General features: G+C 48.6%; 12 protein-coding genes. 8 read left to right on the top strand and 4 right to left on the bottom strand.

Annotated features, from left to right (window positions below; translation table 11 throughout):
- Window positions 1-46: 46 nt before the first annotated feature.
- Window positions 47-1,753 carry a pyridoxal-dependent decarboxylase gene (locus L975_RS06155; protein WP_047707728.1) on the bottom strand — a complete coding sequence of 569 codons (1,707 nt, stop codon included), beginning with the start codon at window positions 1,751-1,753 and terminating at the stop codon, window positions 47-49.
- A 384-nt stretch (window positions 1,754-2,137) separates the two neighbouring features.
- Between L975_RS06155 and asnS the strand changes: the two genes are divergently transcribed.
- The 6 genes from asnS (at window position 2,138) to L975_RS17220 (ending at window position 10,884) form a co-directional block, all read left to right on the top strand.
- Window positions 2,138-3,538, top strand: coding sequence for an asparagine--tRNA ligase (gene asnS / locus L975_RS06150; RefSeq protein ID WP_010861815.1), 1,401 nt, complete (start codon window positions 2,138-2,140; stop codon window positions 3,536-3,538).
- Between the two features lie 593 nt (window positions 3,539-4,131).
- Window positions 4,132-5,313 carry a porin gene (locus tag L975_RS06145; protein ID WP_039045338.1) on the top strand — a complete coding sequence of 394 codons (1,182 nt, stop codon included), beginning with the start codon at window positions 4,132-4,134 and terminating at the stop codon, window positions 5,311-5,313.
- Window positions 5,314-5,711: 398 nt separating this feature from the next.
- Window positions 5,712-6,962: an aromatic amino acid transport family protein gene (locus tag L975_RS06140; protein WP_047707726.1), complete on the top strand. Its 1,251-nt coding sequence runs from the start codon at window positions 5,712-5,714 to the stop codon at window positions 6,960-6,962.
- Window positions 6,963-7,327: 365 nt separating this feature from the next.
- Complete coding sequence (locus L975_RS06135) at window positions 7,328-8,443, top strand: porin (RefSeq protein ID WP_047707725.1); 1,116 nt, start codon at window positions 7,328-7,330, stop codon at window positions 8,441-8,443.
- 148 nt (window positions 8,444-8,591) lie between these two features.
- Window positions 8,592-9,782, top strand: coding sequence for an amino acid aminotransferase (locus L975_RS06130; RefSeq protein WP_047707723.1), 1,191 nt, complete (start codon window positions 8,592-8,594; stop codon window positions 9,780-9,782).
- Between the two features lie 349 nt (window positions 9,783-10,131).
- The gene (locus L975_RS17220; protein WP_052181309.1) at window positions 10,132-10,884 is read left to right on the top strand and encodes a DUF2982 domain-containing protein; all 753 of its coding nucleotides are present in this window, start codon (window positions 10,132-10,134) and stop codon (window positions 10,882-10,884) included.
- Window positions 10,885-10,909: 25 nt separating this feature from the next.
- On the opposite strand, the gene L975_RS06120 is transcribed toward L975_RS17220, so the two are convergent.
- A complete protein-coding gene (locus tag L975_RS06120; protein WP_047707720.1) occupies window positions 10,910-11,557 on the bottom strand; it encodes an MBL fold metallo-hydrolase in 648 nt (215 codons plus the stop codon).
- Window positions 11,558-11,684: 127 nt separating this feature from the next.
- Here L975_RS06120 and L975_RS06115 point away from each other — a divergent pair, with 127 nt between their 5' ends.
- Together L975_RS06115 and L975_RS06110 are read left to right on the top strand one after the other, a co-directional pair.
- Complete coding sequence (locus L975_RS06115) at window positions 11,685-12,164, top strand: lytic transglycosylase domain-containing protein (RefSeq protein WP_052181308.1); 480 nt, start codon at window positions 11,685-11,687, stop codon at window positions 12,162-12,164.
- A gap of 467 nt (window positions 12,165-12,631) precedes the next feature.
- Window positions 12,632-14,428, top strand: a complete 1,797-nt coding sequence (locus L975_RS06110) for a lysophospholipid acyltransferase family protein (RefSeq protein WP_072033021.1) — start codon at window positions 12,632-12,634, stop codon at window positions 14,426-14,428.
- Between the two features lie 107 nt (window positions 14,429-14,535).
- On the opposite strand, the gene L975_RS06105 is transcribed toward L975_RS06110, so the two are convergent.
- Both L975_RS06105 and ldtD read right to left on the bottom strand, forming a co-directional pair.
- Window positions 14,536-15,096 carry a YcbK family protein gene (locus L975_RS06105; RefSeq protein WP_039045343.1) on the bottom strand — a complete coding sequence of 187 codons (561 nt, stop codon included), beginning with the start codon at window positions 15,094-15,096 and terminating at the stop codon, window positions 14,536-14,538.
- 583 nt (window positions 15,097-15,679) lie between these two features.
- Entirely contained in the window at window positions 15,680-17,308 is a 1,629-nt protein-coding gene (gene ldtD, locus L975_RS06100; protein WP_052181307.1) for a L,D-transpeptidase, read from the bottom strand.
- Window positions 17,309-17,362: the final 54 nt, after the last annotated feature.

The following is a 17,362-nucleotide window of genomic DNA, read 5'->3' as shown; positions in this document are numbered from 1 at the left end:
CACTCAGTATGGGTTAAACGAGTAACCGCGACTGAACAGAACGGCTTCAGCGAAACTGTTTCATCCGCTGAATAAACTGGTCAATTTGTTCGCGGCCAGTGGCCGGATTCATAAAGACCGCTTTCTCTCCCGGGATATAGGCATACGCGCCTTTAGCGTTGTAAGACGAACGCGCAATAAATTCGACCCAGTTGGTGTACAAACCAAACTTGCCACGCTGCATAAACTGCTCACGGTGGTAATGGCTATTGCGTTTCATCCGCTCCATCGCCTGCGGATCGGTCATGCAGCTTTGCTCCAGCAAAAACTCGGCTTCTGGATCTTGCACGCAATTTGGGTCATACACTTTAAAGCCCACGCTTGGGCCTTGGTTTTCCGGCACCATCAATTTCACATTGCCCAATTGCTGCAGCTGATGACGGAAGTAGTTCGCGTTTTGCAGGCAGTGCGCCAGAATAATCTGATAGCCTTCAATCCCCATATGCTGCAGCGCCGAAAACGCCCCAAACATACCGGCCGCCCCGCGTGAACACTCGATAGTTGATTGCAAGTGAGTTTGACCTTGCAAGTCATGCTCAAAATACGAGAAGTTTTCTGGATCGTTTTCCAGCGCATGCATGTCATCGCGATTTTTGATCATCACCAGACTGGAGGTGTACGGGACATATCCCCACTTCTGGAAATCGACAGTAAACGAATCGGCATATTTAACTTCGCGGAAACGCTCAACATTATGGCGAATCCCCGCTAAGGTCGATTCATTGATCTCCAATGGGTTACGATCAAAATCATAATCAAGGAAGAACAGCATCGACCAACCAACTGCCGCATCTGCGTGAATGTGCGGTTTCACCGCAATATCATATTCATCACACAGACGATTGCGCAGATCATATACAGGCTTGATGCGGTCAACGCCGAACGTATCGGTCGTACCCAGCGTCAACATGATGGCCGGAATTTTACAGTGCACATCAAAGCAAGCACGCATCTGGCGCTCTAAATCCACCAAATCGATGTCATTACTTTCGGTGACTTTGATACGAATGGTTTTATGGCGGATATCGACCCCCAGCAATGACAAGTTCGTCATGTTGGAGTAGTGACCACCTTGGGAATTGATGATGCGATAATCCTGATCGACCCCCATCCCCAAGGTCCGCGCTTCGGGTAGCGATTTACGAATACCCAGCAGATAGCCGTACAGGTTACAGAACGTACCGCCTTGGGTGAACACACCGGTCGCTTGCGCGGGATCATACCCCGCCAGCGTCGCCACTTGGCGGATCACCGTTTTTTCCAAATGGTCCGCCATCCCCGCATATTCGCAATATGCCAAATTCGGGTTAGCCAACGAGCACATCATCGCGCCATACACCGCCGGATCACACGGCATCGTGATGACGTTCTCGACAGAACTTGGGTTTTCCCAATCTTTAGACATCGCCGCCGCAAAGGTCAGCAGCGGATCTGGGCCACTCCCCGGCTGGTGCATTCCCGATTTAACCGCACTGAGAGATTCAATCTCAGCAAAAAACCGCTCCCCTTGCGGATAAGCGCCCAACCGCTCAGCAGGAGCGAGATGTTTTTGACGAAATGCGTTGATTTGCTGGAATCCGGGGTCTTGATACACCGGCCAATGTTTAGGATCACGGCTGAAGAACCAGTCCATCACCTGACGGTAACGACCTGAAAAATAAGATGAAACGTCATTCGCTTCGGCAGAGTTTAGCCACATATCGTGCTGATTCATGAGCATTTATATCCTTGTATCTGAAGCTGCCAAACATCAACAGCCATAACTTTAGCGCTCTAGCACGATTCACTATATACACATCAAATAAACAAAACAATGAATGGCATTTAAACATTATTTCAGCTTATTACTTTGATATAAAAACAAGTTCTAGACATATAAACCACTAAAAACTCAATAACCAGCAACTCCTGCCAAGATCACGGCTAAAAAGTCTCGCAAACAGCAAATCGATGCTGAAAACGACAAAACGCACTTTTAAAATACAATTAGCAGGAATTTGTACTTGAGTCCTGCTGATCGGCAGGTAACATAAGCAGTTATCCTTGCTGAGCACATTCAGTGCCAAACAAAAAGCAAAAATTGGAGTATGAGAACATTATGAGCGTAATGCCTGTAGTTGATGTGTTGCGCGGCCAAGCCCCGGTTGACAGTGAAGTCACCGTGAAGGGTTGGGTGCGCACCCGTCGAGATTCCAAAGCAGGAATCTCATTCCTTGCCGTTTATGACGGTTCTTGTTTTGACCCGCTGCAGGCTGTCATTGCTAATACTCTGCCTAATTACGAGAGCGAAGTACTGCGCCTGACAACCGGCTGTTCTGTTGAAGTCACCGGTAAAGTGGTTGCTTCCATGGGTCAAGGCCAAGCGTTTGAAGTGCAAGCCACTTCTATTACCGTTCTGGGTTGGGTTGAAGATCCGGATACTTACCCGATGGCGGCCAAGCGTCACTCTATTGAATACCTGCGTGAAGTCGGCCACCTGCGTGCCCGTACCAACATCGTGGGGGCTGTGACCCGTGTGCGTAACACCCTGGCACAAGCTATCCACCGTTTCTTCCATGAGAACGGCTATCTGTGGATCTCTACGCCACTGATCACTGCTTCTGACTGTGAAGGCGCCGGTGAAATGTTCCGCGTATCCACGCTGGATATGGAAAACCTGCCACGTACCGATAAAGGCACCGTGGATTACAGCGAAGACTTCTTCGGTAAAGAAGCGTTCCTGACAGTATCTGGTCAGCTGAACGTTGAAACCTATGCGTGTGCGCTGTCTAAGGTATATACCTTTGGCCCAACCTTCCGCGCAGAAAACTCTAACACCACTCGCCACTTGGCTGAGTTCTGGATGGTAGAGCCAGAGATCGCATTCGCGAACTTGGACGATGCTGCCGGTCTGGCTGAGCAACTGCTGAAGTACGTATTCAAAGCGGTACTCGACGAGCGTATGGACGACATGAAGTTCTTCGCCGAGCGTGTAGATAAAGATGCCATTGCGCGTCTGGAGCGCTTCATCGCTTCTGACTTTGCGCAGATTGACTACACCGACGCGATTAAGATCCTGGAAACTTGCGGTAAGCAGTTCGAAAACCCTGTGTTCTGGGGTGTCGATATGGCTTCTGAGCACGAGCGTTATCTGGCGGAAGAGCACTTCCAGTCCCCTGTAGTCGTGAAGAACTACCCGAAAGACATCAAAGCCTTCTACATGCGTATGAACGAAGACGGTAAGACCGTGGCAGCGATGGACGTTCTGGCTCCGGGAATCGGTGAAATCATCGGTGGTTCACAGCGTGAAGAGCGTCTGGATGTTCTGGATGCCCGTCTGGATGAAATGGGTCTGAACAAAGAAGACTACTGGTGGTATCGCGATCTGCGCCGTTACGGCACCGTGCCACACGCAGGTTTCGGTCTGGGCTTCGAGCGTCTGGTGGTTTATGTCACCGGTATGCAAAACGTTCGTGACGTGATCCCATTCCCACGGACTCCGCGTAACGCGCTGTTCTAATACGGTTTATCACATCAGGTCATCCAGTCTTATCGTGTTGAACTGAGACTGCTAAGATTAGACCGTAGAGACGCGTAGATAATAAAAGCCGGCATTGTCCGGCTTTTATTTTTAGATATCACCCTGTTGAGACTATTGGCGAATCATGTCTCACACTCATCATAAACAAAAATGAATAAACCGGATTTATCAATACGCCCGCTATTCGTTTGCACTGCAATTAAAGTGACGAGCCCTTTCATCCCTCTTTTATTTACATTCACAATTATCGAACGCTCATGTTTTATTCAATACGGGTATAAGTCACGAGATTTAAAACGAGATGTCTTCTTTTGATGATGTGAACAAATATTTTCAACGCGAAAGTAAAAGCATTAAATTGATAATTCGCAAAATAAGAGAAGTCGCAATATCAAATAAGTTTCATCGGGGACACAATTAATTACAGTCGGTTTCTCGCTGCAAAGACTGATACGGATGGATGCAATTAGTGACTAGCATCACATCATCACAAATGCGACATTACGCCTCAAGGAAAGTTCCGCACTAATGAGAATGAAGCGGAACTCTACGTCACTGAATGAGGAAATAGCATGAAACGTACTGTTCTTGCAGCCATGATCCCAGCACTGCTGGTAGCAGGCGCAGCTAATGCCGCAGTAATCTACGATCAGAATAACAACAAACTGGATCTGTACGGCAAAATTGCTGGTGAATACCATTTCGTATCTAACCACAATGCTAAAAATATCTATAAGCGTGGTGATGCAAGCTACGTTCGTTTGGGTCTGAACGGCACCACTCAAATCAACGATCACCTGCAAGGTTTCGGTCAAGTTGAATACAACTTGGCGTCAAACGAAGACAACAACTTCAACGGCCCTAACCAAATGCGTCTGGCCTTTGCTGGCCTGAAAGATGACCGTTACGGTAGCATCAGCTACGGTCGTAACTGGGGTGTATCTTATGACGTAACTGGCTTCACTGATATGCTGCCAGAATGGGGTGAAGATACCCAAGGTTACATGCCTGAAGCAACCAACAACTACAGCGGCTCTGCGCCAACCCTGTTCGGTAACGGTCGTTCTGACGGCGTTCTGCAGTATCGTAATAGCTGGGATGGTTTCAACCTGGCACTGCAACTGCTGGCACCAAACGATTCTTATGATGGCGACAGCTCCAACCACAGTTATTCTCAACTGATCGAGAACGGCACTGGTTACGGTATCGCGATGACTTACGACGCCGGCATGGGCGTAACTCTGGGTGCGACTTACAACAACGCGCAGAAATCTGATTGGCAGAAACAAAACCTGGCCAACGATAAAAACGCACAGCTGTGGTCAGTGGGTGCTAAGTACGATGCTAACAACATCTATGCAGCAATCAACTATACCCAAACCAAAAACCAGATGGCTTACAGTATGAAGCCTATCACCGGTAAGAGTGGAAACATCGGTGACGTAAACAGCATCAACGAAAACGCATTTGCTTCTACCAGCCAAGCAGTGTTCGCGGTTGCTCAATACAACTTCGACAACGGCCTGACTCCAAGCATCGGTTATGCTCAAGGCTGGCTGCGTCATCCAAATGGTTACGTAGGCAACCAAGACTACAGCAAGTATGTTGACCTGGCTCTGACTTATAACTTCAACGCTAACATGAATGCGTATGTTGACTATAAGATCAACCTGCTGGACAACAACGAATACACTGCCAACAACGCTCTGTACACTAACAACGTTGCTGCTGTGGGCCTGCAATACACCTTCTAATTTCTCGCTACGCGAAAAATTTAGATATTGCGAGCTGCGCCGATCTCCTACGGGAGATCGGCTTTTTTCGTTAGCCCGCCATGAAGAACCATAATCTCGCTATCAATTCCTTTCTTGCTCACCTTTTGCGCAATAAATAACTTACCAACCACCATTTCTCAGCATGTAATCCTAAGTTTACAGCTGTCATCACACAAATTTGCACGACGTAAAATTTCAGGCTATGTATTCACTGTTTATAGCAATTTAAAGGCATTTAATTTTGATAACTTGGATATAAAAACCGTTTATTCTATTTAGATGCGAAATTCATGGTTTTTATCACTGGCTTAGTCAAATGCGCTCAACAGATACAGCGAGTACTATGCACGTAAAGATTAACCACCTCGGAAACCGTCATGAAATCCGCTGTAGCACTATCCCCTACCGAATCAAAAACTCTCGCTTGGTCCAAGCAAGACTCGCATTGGGTCTTTAGCCTGTTTGGTACTGCCGTTGGCGCCGGCATTTTATTCCTGCCTATCAATCTGGGGATTGGCGGTTTCTGGCCACTGCTGATTCTGGCAGCACTGGCATACCCGATGATCTATCTGGCCCATCGTGGTCTTGCACGCTTTGTACACTCTTCCGCCAATGCTGAAGCAGATTTTACCGATGTGGTGGATGAGCATTTCGGAGCGCGTTTTGGCCGCTTGGTTACCTTGCTCTATTTTCTGTCAATCTTCCCCATCCTGATGATTTACGGTGTTGCGATCACCAATACCACGGATAGTTTTCTGGTCAATCAGCTTGGCATGGCTTCGCCACCACGCGCGCTGCTGTCGGGTGGCCTGATTTTCGCTCTGATTGCTATCATGATTGCCGGCGAAAAAGTGTTGCTAAAAAGTTTTGAAGTAATGGTGTATCCACTCGCCGGTATTTTGGGCCTGCTCTCTTTGTATTTGATCCCACATTGGCAAATGCCAGCACTGAGTATGCCGTCAGCTAAAGATTTTATGACCACATTGTGGCTGGCCATTCCGGTCGTGGTATTTTCATTCAGCTACACCCCGGCAGTCTCTTATTTTGCCAAAGTACAACGCCAACGCTATGGCGCACACTCTGAGGCGAAAACAGATAGCATCATGCGTCGTACCACTACCATGCTGGTCGGTTTTGTGCTGCTGTTTGTGTTCTCTTGCGTACTGACCTTGTCACCGGCTCAACTGGCACAGGCCAAAGCCGAAAACGTGTCGATTTTGTCTTATCTGGCCAACATCATGCACAATCCCGTACTGGGTTTACTGGGGCCGTTGGTTGCGTTTATTGCTATTACCTCTTCATTCCTAGGCCATTTCCTTGGTGCGCGCGAAAGTCTGAATGGCTTGTTGACCAAAAATACTCGCTTATCACTACGGCATGCTGACAAACTAAGCATTGTGATCCTGTTTCTGGCTATCTGGGTCTCTGCTATCCAAAACCCAAGCATTCTGGGCGTAATGGAAGCGCTGTCTGGTCCGGTGATCGCGATTATCCTGTTTATCATGCCGGTGTATGCGGTTTATAACGTCAAATCACTGCATGCCTATCGTCACCGTTTTGGTACCTACTTTACCTTGGCCGTTGGTCTGCTGGCGGTATCTGCGTTAGTGTTTAATTTGTTGTTCTAACCGCATTCCTCTCATCTCCTAGCGAGTTTTTTATCGCGCCCCTTTTTGGGGCGTTTTCATTCTTTGACTCTTCACTTTCTTAGCTATTTTAAGTTTTTCTTCATTTTTAATTTATGCTCGCGCCTTCCTTTTCATTCCTCTTGTTTTTTCATCCTCTATCCCACGCTATTTACTTTCTCTCCTTGCTTTATTTTTCGCATATTTTCCATGCATTCATGAGATTGGATCTAAATAGGGCAATGTGTTTTAAATGGCGAATTTACCAACCCCTTCTATTCTTATTAATGCAACGGCGAATTTGGAATGTACGCCGCAATAAAGCTGTGGTGGGTGCAAAACACCCTAAAAATACAAGGGGTTTAACCATGAAATACAATTCTCTTGCCGTAGTTTTACCTGCTCTTTTGCTATCGTCCACCAGCTATGCTGTTGAACTGTATAACAAAGATGGGAATACCATTGATTTCTATGGGTATGTCATGGGGGATTATCACTTCTCCAAGAAAAATGACATTTCCACACACGGGGATCAGAGTAACTCCCGCTTTGGTATCAAAGGCACAACAGAAATTAATCCTGAATTGAAAGGCTTTGGGCATTTTGAATATAACCAGCCAATCAATAATAACGAAAACTCATTTTGGGGCGAAGAAGGTGAAGTTCGCTTAGGCTATGCCGGCTTAACCCATGATACCTATGGCACCATTCAATACGGTCATAACTGGTCTGTGATGTATGACGTGACCCAGTATGCCGATATGCTGCCAGAATTTGGCGAAGATACGCTGGGTTACTTCTCCGAAGTCTCAGGCAGTACCGTGATAGATCCAGATTCAATGTTCGGTTCAGGCCGTGGTAACGGTATGCTGCAATACCGCTACAGCTATGCTGGTTTTGATATGGGTCTGCAATATCTGGCTAGCAGTACCGGCGTACAGGGCGAAGGTGCCGGCGCCTCATTGCAATACACCTTCGATTCGGTCGGCATCACCTTAGGTGGTGCATATAACGCCGGTAGCAAAGATGTGCAGGCCATTCGTAATCTCGGTGCTCCACTGGCACCAGACTTCAATGAAAGCCGCGCACATATGTGGGCTCTGGGCGCAAAATACGATCTTAACAACATCTACCTGTCAGCGGTGTATGCCGAAACCGACAATCAGCAACCGTATGTTGATATCAACAATAACAACAACTTTGCTGACAAAACACAAGCCTATTTCCTGACCGCGCAATACACCTTCGACATGGGCCTGACCCCAGGTATTGCCTATGCGCAAGGTAAAGCGAAAAGCTTAAACGGTTATGGCGATCAGGATTACAGTAAATATGTCGACTTATCGCTGAACTACGCGATCAATAACCACTTCACCACCTATGTGGATTACAAAATCAATCTGCTCGACAACAACGAGTATACTCGTCAAAACAGTGTGCTCACCGATGATGTGGTCGCCGTTGCGTTCCAGTACAACTTCTGACCAATTCAGCAGATTAACAACAGGGTGACATAAAGGCGCTACGGCGCCTTTTCTTGTGTTTTTTCTTGGCCGGATTGATTGTCAAGACACTATGCAAAAGGTATAAGGATAAAGGAACTTTGTATTACTTGCATGGATGTCACCACATATGTTTGAACACATCATTGCCGCTCCGGCAGATCCAATTCTCGGCCTCGCCGATACCTTCCGCGCCGATCCACGAGCTCACAAAATTAACCTTAGCGTTGGTGTTTACAAGGATGATGCCGGCCAAACCCCGGTACTGCACAGCGTGAAAAAAGCGGAAAAACGTCTGCTGGAAGAAGAAAGCAGCAAAAACTATCTGGGCATTGATGGCCTAGCCAGTTTTGCCGCCTGCACTCAAGCGCTGCTGTTTGGTGCTGACAGCTCCATTGTGCGGGAAAAGCGAGCCAAAACCGCACAAACACCTGGTGGTACAGGTGCACTGCGTGTTGCTGCGGAATTCATCGCTCGCCAAACCTCTGCGAGCACGATTTGGATCAGCAATCCAACTTGGCCTAACCACGCGAGCGTGTTTAAAGCGGCCGGTCTGGAAGTACGTGAGTACGGTTATTTTGATGCCGCCAATATGGCGCTCGACTTTGATGCCATGCTGACCTCACTGGAGCAAGCCAAAGCGGGTGATGTGGTGTTATTCCACGGTTGCTGCCACAACCCAACCGGTATTGACCCAACGCCAGCGCAGTGGGATCAACTGGCCAAGCTGTCAGCAGCCAAAGGCTGGTTGCCACTGTTTGACTTCGCCTATCAAGGCTTTGCTCGTGGTCTGGAAGAAGATGCCTACGGCCTGCGCGCGTTCTGCGCCAACCACAGCGAATTGTTGGTAGCCAGCTCCTTCTCTAAAAACTTCGGCCTGTACAACGAGCGCGTCGGTGCTTGTACTTTGGTCGCGGCCGATCAGGAAACCGCGGAGCGTGCGTTTAGCCAAGTCAAATCGGTGATCCGTGCTAACTACTCCAACCCACCTGCACACGGTGCTGCCGTTGTTGCGTTGATCCTGTCTGACCCGCAGCTGAAGGCAGAGTGGGAAGCAGAACTGACTGAGATGCGTGGTCGCATTCATCAGATGCGAGAACTGTTTGTCGCCAAGCTGCAAGCACTGGGCGCTAACCGTGATTTCAGCTTCATCGCACGCCAAAATGGCATGTTCTCTTTCAGTGGCCTGAATCCACAGCAGGTTGCCCGTTTGAAAGATGAATTTGCAATTTATGCTGTCGGCTCCGGTCGTATCAACGTGGCAGGGATCACCTCCTCCAACATTGATCCGCTGTGTCAGGCAATTGCTCAAGTACTGTAAGTCTGTCGAGCGAGTACTTCTTGAGCGCTCACCTTTGACGCTCACCTAAGATCACCTCGCGCTATTACGGTCAGCTAACGCTGGCCGTAATATTTTGCCTCTAATCCATTCACGCTAGACGCTTCTGACCTATTACCCCGCACACTCACCACGTCGCCTTTCTGAGGGCACAGCTCTAACGTTGCGTACTTTTATCAGCCAGCCAGTGTTTAGCTCGCCACCATAACTCAAGCTAAACAGACATTTTGTCTGCAACGATCTTTTGCACGCAAAAATAACTGTGAAGAACTTCTCAAAATGACACAGATACTTCCATACTCATAACACGCTTGTCATTCAGGAGAGGCCGATGGAAAGTTTGCACATGCGCCCCGTGATCAAAAAGCATTGTCTGACGCTGCTGCTAAGCGGCACCTTACTCTGCTTCTCGGCAGTGTTCCTGATGTATATCAGCGAGCATGGCTGGCTGTTTCTCCTGCTGATGCTGTTTCCAGCCATTTACCTGTCATGGCATGGCTTTAAACGTTGGTTAGAGCCGGATATTGGGCTGACACTGTCGGTCGGGCACATTCAATATCATCACCGCCATGGCGGCTGGGCATTACCGTGGCAGGAAATTCAGAGTATTGGTGTACCACGCCAGCAAGTGGGGCTGGATTGGCAACCGCTGGACTATCTCGGCGTGCGTGTTAGAAACTACACCGCGATTTTAGATCGCATCAGCCCTGATTTGATCAATAGTCTGATTAGCGAACAACGCGATCTGATTGATATTGGTATGTCGCAAGAGGAGTTTAGCGTCCCGTATGACGGCACGCTGCTGTATGACGACACACCAGTGGTGCTGCAGCAAGAAATTTACACCGGTACAGAAGCCATGCTGCTGAACCGGATGCGCCACTGCCGGCGTTTACTAGGCTACGATCTTTATATCCCCATCACTGCGCTGGATCGCTCCGCGCAGGAAGTGATTACCCTCTCGCGCAGCTATCGTGAACACGCCGAGCGCAGTGCTTATCAGTATGCTGACGGACAGGTGATCCCCGCCGCCGAATCCGGCTTAGCGCTACAACACCTGCACACTGATCAGCATACTGAATAATCATCGCGTAAGACGATGCACAGTCTTACCAGGCTGGCATATCCTCACCGACAAAAGGATTTGTCCGTTTCTCATGACCGATGGTGGATGACGGACCATGCCCCGGCACAAACACCGTATCATCACTCAATGACCACAATTCACTGCGGATCGACGCCAGCAGCTGCGCATGATCGCCCATCGGGAAATCCGTGCGACCAATACCGCCTTTGAACAACACATCGCCAACGAACGCCATCTTCTCAGCCTGATTCACAAACACCACGTGACCTGGTGTATGACCTGGGCAATGACGCACTTCTAAGGTCATTTGACCGATACGAATTTCATCGCCGCCATTCAGCCAATGATCTGGTGTCAACGCGCCACAATCGGCCAAACCAAACATCTGCGCCTGCTGCGATAACCCATCCAGCCAAAACTTATCCGCCATCTGCGGGCCATAAACCGGCACTCCATAATGGCCAGCCAATTCCGCCGCTGCGCCCACATGATCCAGATGACCGTGCGTCAGCAAGATATGCGTCAGGGTTACACCGGTCTGTTCAATAGCGCGTTTTAAGGCTGGGGCATCACCACCTGGGTCAATTAACGCCGCTTGCAGCGTCTGCGAACACCAGATCAGGGAACAGTTTTGTTGAAACGCGGTAACCGGCAAAATCGTAAATTTCATGCTAAACCTGAGAAGAAAAAAGATCTGAATTCAGATTCTGCAATTTTCTGTCCCCGAAAAGCAATTTCTTCTACCACTTTTCCTGTCCTGCTCCATAGTATTAACGTGGATAAAAGGAATTTGTGCCATGTTTGATGCAGGTTATACAGAACAAGCCGTGCCGGCCGCTGAAATGCAATACTGCATCAGTATGGCTAGCCGTCTCTACAACGTACCGGGCATTTTGCTCAAAGCCATTTCACAAGTGGAAGGCGGCAAGAAAGGCACCATCAGTAAAAACAGTAATGGCTCTTACGATTTGGGGCCCATGCAGATTAACACCATACATTTACCTCGCTTAGAAGCGCAGTTTCCCGGCCTAACGTGGAAAGCGCTTGCTAGCAATACCTGCCTGAATGTGGCGGTCGCGGGCGCACTCTTGCGTGAACACCTGACCCAATGTCAGGAGGATGTGTGGTGCGCGGTGGGTAACTACCACTCCAAAACGCCCAAATACCACATTACCTATCGCACCAAAGTGGTCAATGCCTACCTCAGCTTGCTCATTGCCAAGCAAAACAAAAATACGGTCAAAAAAGCACGCCCTCGCCCCGATACTCAATCTTAATACCTAAAAAGCCCCATAGCCGTAGGTATTGATACACGCGTTCAGGCGTTTTCTATATACCCAAACAACTTGAAGTTGCAGGTAGGCGGCAAGTGAGTGAACCCCCATGAGCATAGGCAAACTATGTGATTGGGGTGAACGAACGCAGCCAACACCGCTGCAACTTCAAGTAGGAAGGGTATAGATTGAAACGCGAACTGCACCATTAATTTGGCCATAGCCGTTATTTTGACCTAAGCCGTCCCTATCATAATAACGGTGGCTAGCGCGTTATTTTTTATTCCGGAGCGAGAGACAAAAATAACGCGAATTTCTCATTCCCTCAGCACTCTCAATTTTTTTCGCCAATTTTTGTTAACGAATATTTATTGCACTACTCTGCTACCAAAATCCCTGTAACATTAACGGATATGTCATATTTTTAACGTAAATAATATCCGTTACTGCCGCTGACTTGGAGCTTAGGGATGATTAATGTGGATGATGTACTTCATAAATACGCACCAACACTACCACAGCGTACATGGCTGTACCGCCCGGTGAGTTCCGTGCTGAAAAATCTGCTGCATGAAGACGATTTTCAGCAATTTGCGCGCACCTATCCGGACGTCACCGGATTTGAGTTTGTTGAGCAGGTTTTACGCTATTTTGATTTTCACGCTACGGTTCGCGATAACGCTCTAGAAAATATACCGGTCACGGGCCGAGTCGTTATCATTGCTAACCACCCTATCGGCTCATTGGATGGCCTTACTCTGCTGCGTTTGGTTGGTCAGCTGCGTAAAGATGTCAAAATCATCGCCAATAACATGTTGATGCAATTAGCACCGCTGGAGCCATTATTGCTGCCGGTTAATAACATGGGCGGCAAAACACCGAAAGAAAACCTTAACCAGATCCACCAGTGGCTAGAGCATGAAGGCGCGGTGATTATTTTCCCTGCCGGTGAAGTATCACGTCTGCGCCCTAACGGGGTGCGCGATACACGCTGGCATAGTGGCTTTTTGCGGATCGCCAGCCGCGCTCAAGCGCCAGTGGTGCCCATTTATATTAAAGGCCGTAACTCAGCGCTGTTTTACGGCACGTCGATGGTATACAAACCGCTGGCCACGTTATTGCTGGTCAAAGAGATGTTTAATCAAACCCATAAAGGGATCCAGATTAATATCGGTGCACCTATTCCCTATCGCAGTTATCACACCCTTTGCCATTTACCAACACCGACGCGGATCAAACTGTTTCGCAAACACCTGTATCAGCTCGGCTCCAATAAAGCAGGCGTGTTACCCACTGAAATCCCGATTGCCCATCCGGAAAATCGCGTGACGCTGCGTAAAGAGATCCAAGAGTGTGATTTGCTCGGTACGAGCAGTGATGACAAGAAAATCTACCTGTATCGCTACAGCGAAAACTCCGCCATCATGCGCGAAATTGGTCGCTTGCGTGAAGTGGCGTTTCGCGCTGTAGGTGAAGGCTCTGGGCAACGGTATGACATCGATGGCTATGATCGCCACTATGTCCACATTGTGCTGTGGGATGATCAAGATCTGGAGATTGTCGGTGCCTACCGATTGTGCGATACCGCCACCACCTTACGCGAAAAAGGCTTAGACGGCATCTATACCCACTCGCTCTTTCAATACGATGAAGGGATGACGCCTATCTTGCAGCAAGGGCTGGAGTTGGGGCGCAGCTTCGTACAGCCGCGCTACTGGGGTTTACGCAGCTTAGATTATCTGTGGCTAGGCATCGGGGCATTTTTAGCGCGCAATCCGCATTTTCGCTATCTGTTCGGACCGGTCAGCATCAGTAATGGTTTACCACCGGAAGCAAAAAACCTGCTGGTCTACTTCTATCAAACCTATTTTGCCGCTCACCAGAGCATTGCCCGCTCACGTCGCCCTTACCAGCTGACGAACGAGCTGCAAAAAGAACTACAGCAACAGTTTTGTGGCACGGACTACCTTAAAGATCTCACGACCCTTAAATCGCTGATGCACCATTTTGGCGTGCAGATCCCGACCTTGTACAAACAGTACAGTGAACTGTGTGAACCTGGTGGCGTGCAATTCTTGGATTTTGGTACGGATCCGGACTTTGCTGACTGTATTGATGGCTTAGTACTGGTTGATACCAACAAGCTGAAAGAGAAAAAACGCGCTCGCTACATCACGCCACATTTGAAGGCATCATCTCAGGAAGCGCCGCAGGGTGACGCGAAGACACAAAACACGAGCCTAACCACTCAATCGACTAAATCATAGCCAGTTACACAAGCCATAGGCGTGCGGCAATCAGCACCATCCAGTAGCGTTAAATAGCACAAAGCCCGAAACTCAGTTCGGGCTTTGTCATTATGCTGCAAGCAGATTTACCATGCGCGTACAGGGCCGGTATCCACATGCACAAAATTGCTTTTTGGATAGTAGCCCACACCGCCGGCTTTCATTTTCATGGCCGCTTTGCGGACATTACTCAATGATGCGCCTTCGATGCGAAAATCCACGGCACGTGCCAGAGTATGGTAGCTATGCTTAGCCACACCCCGAGAATGTTTGCGCAGATTTTTATTGGTTTTCGGTGAACGGTAGCCAGAAATCAGTTGGATTTCCCCACGTGCGCCGACCATCAGTTGAATGCGGTATAGTTGATCAAACAATCGTTTATCAATCTTGGTAACCTGATTGGCTCGGTAATCACGCAACAAAAAATTCAGGCGTGACAACTCTTCCGAGACGTAGTTTTTACCATCAAAAAACTCGGCCCGAACCTTTTCCCCGGTATTGATGTTATTCAATGTCAGGATCTTTGGTTTAGACGTAGATAATGAGGCCAAAGCTTGCCCGGGAAGCAGCGCACAACCGAGTACTACGCCACCTAAAGCAAGCCACTTACGACGACTGTGATCAATCCCTTGCTCAAGATCTTGCATAATTTAAGTGATTACTATCCGGTTAATTATAAGGAAACGCTATAAACCCAACGCGATGCACCTTAACCGCACAGGCAAAGTCAGTCAACCTATACGGCAGCACAAAGATCTGACAGATCCCTCTGACGCTGACCTATTTAAGACCGGATGTCAGTAGAAAGATTCGGATAAGCACCCATTTTCATGAACTTAATCACAAAATAAGTTTCTTCAGACAGAACATATCGAGATGTATCACAATATGACAGGGCGGAAATGATTTTTCTGATTCTGTTACTCAGATTCAGCTTTCGCCATCAATGTTCTGACAATACATCTGCGGTAAATTCTGGATATCAGAAAATATCGTGCTATGACACGATTTCAGATTTATGTCGTGCTACCGCGCCCCTTCACGCTGAACCCAACTCGGGTATACGCCAATCAGGAACACTCTCAGTAGCCGCGTAAAATAACGGCATAAATAGCGCCGTCATGCATGATGCAAAACTGCCAGATGAACAAGACTTGAAAACAAAAAAAGAGAAGCCAAAGCTTCTCTTTTTTGAGGTCAGATATATGGGTGTCGCGCTCAGTAATCCGCTTAATTGAGTAGCTGGCGCAGGTTACGCTGCACCACCGCACTTGGGCGTGGCACCTTATCGTAATCGTAAATATCGGTACGGTATTGCACCTGACCATCATCCCCAACCCAAGAAGAGAGATAATAGATCTGCACCGGCACACGATTACGGATTGTCACGTACTGAGTCTTGCCCTTGTTCAGCGAGTTTTCAATGCGGCTTTGATTCCAACCGACCTCGCCCAACAGCATATCAGCCAGCTCAGCCGCTTTATTCACCCGCACACAGCCTGAGCTGAGCGCACGGATATCTTTACCGAACAGCCCTTTGGATGGCGTATCGTGCAGGTATATAGCCTCAGAGTTTGGCATGTTGAATTTATAGCGACCCAACGAGTTACCATCTCCCGGCGCTTGCTTGAGGCGATACGGGAAGTTCTTCGCTGACATCATGCTCCAATCGATATCATAGGGCGAAATTTCGTAAGCATTCTCGGTCCAGTCACTCAAGATCACATAGCCATGCTGTGCCAAGTAGCTCGGATTTTGCTTCACTTTCGGGATGATATCTTCACGGATCAGCTTAGTCGGTACCGACCAAGGCGGGTTCAGCACCACATTATTCAGCTGACTGTGCATGAACGGCGTTTTACGCGCCGGACGGCCGACAATCACTTTCGAGTCCAGCACCTTTTTACCGTCGCGGAAGTAATCCAGACGATAATCTGGGATGTTGACCCAAATACCATTGGTTTTCTCTGCCGGTAACAAACGCAGACGCTGCATGTTTAACGCCAGCAAGGTCGCGCGAGCTTGTGGATCTTGGTTTAACCAAAAACGTGTCCGTGGACCAATAACGCCATCAGTCGCCAACCCATGACGGGCTTGGAAACTCTCGACCGCGCTGACCAAGGTCGCGTTATACAAGTCATCACCGTTATCCTGATAATCGGCAGGCAAATCGCCGGTTAAACGCAGGATCTGCGCCAGAGCAATCACCATTGGGCTGTATTCACCCGGACGCAAGGTTGTCGAGGTGACCAGCTGCGGCCATCCCTTTTCATGCTGCTCTTCCAGCAAAGTATGCAGCGCTTTTTGCATCTTCGGATATTGCGGATTCATGGGCGCTAGCGAATCAATAAACGCCGTCAGGCGATTTTGGTCTTTGGCTTTCAGCCAAGCCAGAACACGCTCTGGTGATGGTGCCGGTAGGCGTGCCATCTTGTTGTTGCCATACAGCCAGACACTGCCGTTAGCCCCCACATTCTGCACATAGCCCAGATAACCCAGCATCGCATCAGACAGCAGTTTATCGCGTGCCATCTCTGATAAATGGGTATTGCTGATCTCTTTGACCCACTGAGTAAAGCGCGGATTGATCCCCGCCAAAGCCAGTTCATTCAGCTGCACCAAAAAGGCGCGTGTTGCCTCTTCGTTTTGCCACAATGGCTGCATATTACTGGCGGCGTACAGCTTATTGACCTGCTGTGGGAAGTTAAGCTCCACATGCTGCGGTAAACCCTGCTGCACAGGTCCGGCGACATTTGCTGTGTCTGCCGCATTGGCGGCCGCCGCAACGCCAAAAGGCTGCACCAATAATGCAGAAACCAATAAACAACCAGCGGCTTGAGTGACTTTCGATGGACGCATCTGAATTCGGCTCTTTAAGCGAGATTATCCGCACAAATAATGTGCAGGTTGGAT

Source organism: Plesiomonas sp. ZOR0011 (assembly GCF_000800945.1).
Taxonomy (GTDB): Bacteria; Pseudomonadota; Gammaproteobacteria; order Enterobacterales; family CAMTGL01; genus Plesiomonas; species Plesiomonas shigelloides.
Note: the sequence above shows the minus strand (reverse complement) of the source record. Positions and strands in the feature narration are given on the sequence as shown.